Below are 5,068 nucleotides of genomic sequence, written 5' to 3'. Positions count from 1 at the left end.
TGGCAGCCGCATCCTATGCTATAATATCCCCAAAACACCCAAGGAGGAATTGCCCATGTCTCAACTGACCCAACAACTGCTTGACCGTTTTCTCCGGTATGTGAACATCCCTTCCCAGAGCCGGGCCGGAATTTCCTCCGTCCCCAGCACCCAGGACCAGTGGCATATGGCCCGGCAGCTGGAAGCGGAACTGGAAATCATGGATCTGGAGGACCTGCATCTCAGCGACCGGTGCGTCCTTACCGGATACCTGCCGGCCAACCTGCCGGAAGGTTTCACCGGTTCTGTGCCCAAAATCGGCTTCTGCTGCCATCTGGATACGGTGGATGTGAACCTGAGTCCGGAGGTCCATCCCCAGGTGGTCCGGAATTACCCGGGGGGAGACCTGGTCCTCAACGCTGAAAAAGGCATCCTCATGAAGGCCGCCGAACACCCGGAGCTGGCGGATTATGTGGGACAGGACATTGTGTTCACCGACGGCACCAGCGTCCTGGGGGCGGACAACAAGGCCGCGGTGGCCAATGTGATGACCATGCTCCAGTATTTTACGGACCATCCGGAAATCCACCACGGGGCCATTTACGTGGCCTTCGTTCCGGACGAGGAAGTGGGGCTGAAAGGGTCCAAAGCCCTGGAGATCAGCCGGTTCCCGGTGGATTTTGCCTACACCATCGACTGCTGCGCCCTGGGAGAAGTGGTGTACGAAACCTTCAATGCCGGTTCCGCCCAGGTGGACATCCAGGGGGTCAGCGCCCATCCCATGAACGCCAAGGGGAACCTGGTGAACCCTACCCTGCTGGCGGTGGATTTCGCCAACTTCTTCGACCGGAAGGAAACTCCGGAATGCACCGAAGGGAAGGAAGGCTACATCTGGATCAAGAGCATCCAGTCCAACGCCACCCACGCCACGGTCCAGCTGGCCATCCGGGATCATGACAAAGCCCGTTACGAGGCCCGGAAACAGACCATCCTGGCCAATGTGGAACGGCTGAAGCACCAGGAACCCCGGGCCCAGGTCCGCTGCACCCTGGAAGACATCTACGGGAACATTGCTGACGCCATGACTCCGGACAACCGGCAGGCAGTGGACTTCCTCTACGAAGCCCTGGACGAACTGGCCATTACTCCCAAAACCATTGCCATGCGGGGAGGCACCGACGGCTCCTATTTGTCCACCCGGGGGATCTTCACCCCCAATTATTTCACCGGGGCCCTGAATTTCCACTCCCGGTACGAATTCCTGCCCCTGCCTTCCCTGGAAAAATCCTGCCAGGTGACCCTGAAACTGGTGGAAAAAGTCTTTCGGAAAGCTGCTGGAAAATAAAACGGAAAAAATCCGAAAAGTTCCTTGAAAAATGGACCCGTTTCCTGTAAAGTGTAAGGAGCTTCTATTGCCATTCTGTATTTGAGGGAAAGAAAGAGGAATCCTTATGCTTCAGCGCAAGATCGAAAAATTCCTGCAGACCTGGAAACAGGTTCCGCAGCACAATCCCCTGGTGGTCAAGGGCTGCCGCCACTGTGGGAAAACCACTTCCATCCTGGATTTCGCCAAAAAGGAATACGCCCATGTGGTGTATCTGAACTTCCAGGAAAAGCCCGACTATGCGGCTATTTTCCGGGACTCCATGGATGTGAACTACCTGGTGATGCTGATCACCGCCCTGGCCGGTCCCGAAGCGGTGTTTGAACCCTATAAAACCGTCCTGGTGCTGGACGAGATCCAGGAATGTCCTGAAGCCCGTACCGCCCTGAAGGCCTTTAAAATGGACGGCCGGTATGACGTGATTGCTGCCGGGTCCCTGCTGGGGGTGAAAGGCTACGGCAAAGAGCCCGCTCCCATTGCGGTGGGCTGCGAAACCGTGGTGAACATGGTGCCCCTGGACTTTGAGGAATTCCTCTGGGCCAACGGGATCACCACTCCGGTGCTGGACATGCTCCACCAGAGCCTGGAAAAGGAAACTCCCGTGCCGGAAGCCCTCCACCTGCGGCTCAACGAACTGCTCCGCCAGTATGCCCTGGTAGGCGGCTACCCTGCCGTGGTGGAAACCTATGTCCAGACCCATGACATGAACGCAGTGCTGGAACAGCAGCAGGCCATCCTCCGGGATTATGAGGAGAACCTGTTCGTGGACGTGAACAAACGGGCCCGGGCCAAGCTGAAGACCGTACTGGACGCGGTGCCCCTCCAGCTGAACAAGGAAAACAAGAAATATCAGTATGCCCAGCTGAAAAAAGGCTCCAAGGCCTCCCAGTTCGAAGGGGCTCTTTCCTGGCTGGAAGAGGCGGGCATCGTCAGCCGGTGCTACAACCTGACGGAACCGGGGCTGCCCCTGGAACGCCACGCCATCGATTCCATTTTCAAGGTCTACATGAAGGATGTGGGCCTCTATGCCGCCATGCTTACCGGGGACGACCGGCTGAAGCTCCTCCAGGGAGATCTTTCCGGCTGCCAGGGCGCCGTCTACGAAAGCCTGGCTGCCGATCTTCTCAGCAAGGGCGGCCGGAAACTCTACTACTACCACAAGAACTCCGGCCTGGAAGTGGATTTCGTCATCCGCTGCCAGGGCAAGAGCACCCTGGTGAAGGCCACTCCCTCCACCGGCAACACCAAAAGCCTCAAGACCCTCCTCCAGCAGCCGGAAAAATACCAGGTGGAACAGGCCATCCAGCTGACCACCGACAACGTGTCCCGGAAAGGGCAGGTAGTGGAGATGCCGATGTATATGGGATTTTTGCTGGGCTGAGCTAACGCATAACCCAGGCGCACGATATGGGCCCATCTGCTTTGTCAGCGGGGATTTTCGAAAGCGGCATGTACCCTTTAGTACTATGCCGCCCTCGAAAATCTCCGCTTTCGCGCATCTGGACCCATCTCGTGCGCCTGGCGGGAAACGGGTGCCCATCTCTTTTCGCGCATCTGACCCACTCTGACGCCCAGGGCGGGAATCGGAGGCGAGTACTATGCCGCATTCGAAAATCTCCGCTTTCGCGTATCTGGGCACATCTTCCGCGCCTGGAGGAAATCGGGGGTGGATTGTACCAACAAAAAGTCCGCCCTGGGAGGGGCAGGGGACCAGCCGTCAGGCTGGTGGTGGGTTAGCAGCCTTTGGCTGCGTTTCACTTTCCAGAAAACCGCGGGGCGGTTTTCTTCCTTAACGACAAACGACGAATCCACAGCAGGCCGCCCGACGTGCGGCCCCTACGGACTGGTGTACACTGTCTTCTTTACAAGGAGGTATTCCCATGGATTACAATCTTTCTTCCTATCCTTATCCTTCCCGCCGCCGGGTGATCATGGCCCGGCGGGGGATGGTTTGTACCGGTCAGCCTTTAGCGGCCCAGGCAGGGCTGCGGATGCTGCTCCAGGGGGGTAACGCGGTGGACGCTGCCCTGGCCACTGCCATCTGCCTTACGGTGGTGGAACCTGACTGCAACGGCCTGGGCAGCGATGCCTTTGCCCTGGTGTGGATCAAAGACCGTCTTTACGGTCTCAACGGCAGCGGCCCGGCTCCGGCGCTCCTGACCCGGGAAAAGGTCCTGGCCGCCGGCCATTCCGAAATGCCCCAGCGGGGCTGGATTCCGGTTACCGTCCCCGGGGCTGTGTCTGCCTGGGCAGAACTCCACCGGCGGTTCGGCCGGCTGCCCTTTGCCAAACTCTTTGAACCGGCTATCGAATACGCCCGGGACGGGTTCCCGGTTTCCCCCATTGCGGGAAAACTGTGGAAAGCCGCCGAAACCACCTTCGCTCCCTTTAGGGACGACCCGGCCTTTGCCGGCTTTTTCTCCACCTTCCTGCCCACAGGATCCGCCCCGGAAGTAGGGGAAACCGTTGCTTTCCCGGACCATGCCCGAACTCTGGAACGGCTGGCCCAAACCGGCGGCGAAGCCTTCTACCGGGGTGAACTGGCGGACAAAATCGACCAGTTCAGCCGGGCCACCGGAGGCTATCTCCGGAAAGAAGACCTGGCCGGCTACCGGGCCCAGTGGGTGGATCCCATCCGCACCGACTACCGGGGCTATGATGTGTGGGAGATTCCTCCCAACGGCCACGGGATCACCGCCCTGATGGCCCTGAACATCATGAAGGGCTTCCATCTGGAGGAACGGGAAACCCTGGACAGCTACCACAAACAGATCGAAGCCATGAAACTGGCCTTTTCCGATGCCCGGCACTATGTGGCGGATCCCCGGTTCATGCACGCCCGGGTGGAAGACCTGCTGAGCCAGGACTATGCGGATCAGCGCCGGAGCCTGATCGGGGACCGGGCTCTGGAACCCCGGTGGGGGAAACCCTTCAGCGGAGGCACCGTGTATCTGTGCACCGCTGACGGAGAAGGGAACATGGTATCCTTCATCCAGAGCAACTTCCGGGGCTTCGGTTCCGGCATGGTGATCCCCGGCACCGGCATCGCACTCAACGACCGGGGGAACAATTTCAGTCTGGATCCGGCCATGGACAACTGCCTGGCTCCCGGGAAGAAACCCTACCATACCATCATCCCCGGCTTCCTTACCAAAGACGGAAAGGCCGTGGGCCCCTTCGGGGTCATGGGAGGCTTCATGCAGCCCCAGGGCCATCTCCAGGTCATCCTGAACACCCTGGATTTCCATATGAATCCCCAGGCCGCCCTGGATGCACCCCGGTGGCAGTGGATCGAAGGGAAAAAAGTGGAAGTGGAAGCCCAGGTGGATCCGGCCATCATAGAAGGCCTCCGGGCCCGGGGCCACGAAATCGTCGTGAAACAGGACCGCTCCACCTTCGGACGGGGCCAGATCATCTGGCGCCGGGAAGACGGCACCCTGGTGGGGGCCACGGAGGGGAGGACGGATGGAACGGTGGCGGCGTACTAGGGCTAACGCATAATCCCTGGGCGCCATAGCGGGCCATCTGCTTTGTCAGCGGGGATTTTCGAAAGCGGCATGTACCTTTTAGTACTATGCCGCATTCGAAAATCCCCGCTTTTGCGCATCTGGACCCATCTCGTGCGCCTGGCTCTCTCCCCCCTTTTTATATCCGCCCTTTTTAAGCCTACACACTGGCTGCCGTACTTACGGTCGGCGCTGGCCC

Annotated in this window: 3 protein-coding genes; all 3 read left to right on the top strand. The window is 59.4% G+C overall.

Going from position 1 to position 5,068, the window contains the following annotated elements:
* The first annotated feature begins 55 nt into the window (after positions 1-55).
* Positions 56-1,324: a peptidase T gene (pepT, locus tag QVO43_RS08040; RefSeq protein WP_022488016.1), complete on the top strand. Its 1,269-nt coding sequence runs from the start codon at positions 56-58 to the stop codon at positions 1,322-1,324.
* Between the two features lie 106 nt (positions 1,325-1,430).
* Positions 1,431-2,744, top strand: coding sequence for an ATP-binding protein (locus QVO43_RS08035; RefSeq protein ID WP_022488015.1), 1,314 nt, complete (start codon positions 1,431-1,433; stop codon positions 2,742-2,744).
* Positions 2,745-3,243: 499 nt separating this feature from the next.
* Entirely contained in the window at positions 3,244-4,851 is a 1,608-nt protein-coding gene (locus QVO43_RS08030; RefSeq protein ID WP_022488014.1) for a gamma-glutamyltransferase family protein, read from the top strand.
* Positions 4,852-5,068 lie beyond the last annotated feature (217 nt).

The sequence above is a fragment of the Acidaminococcus sp. CAG:542 genome (genome assembly GCF_000437815.1).
Taxonomy (GTDB): domain Bacteria; phylum Bacillota; class Negativicutes; order Acidaminococcales; family Acidaminococcaceae; genus Acidaminococcus.
The sequence above is the reverse complement of the archived record's forward strand: the minus strand, read 5'-3'. Positions and strand labels throughout refer to the sequence as shown.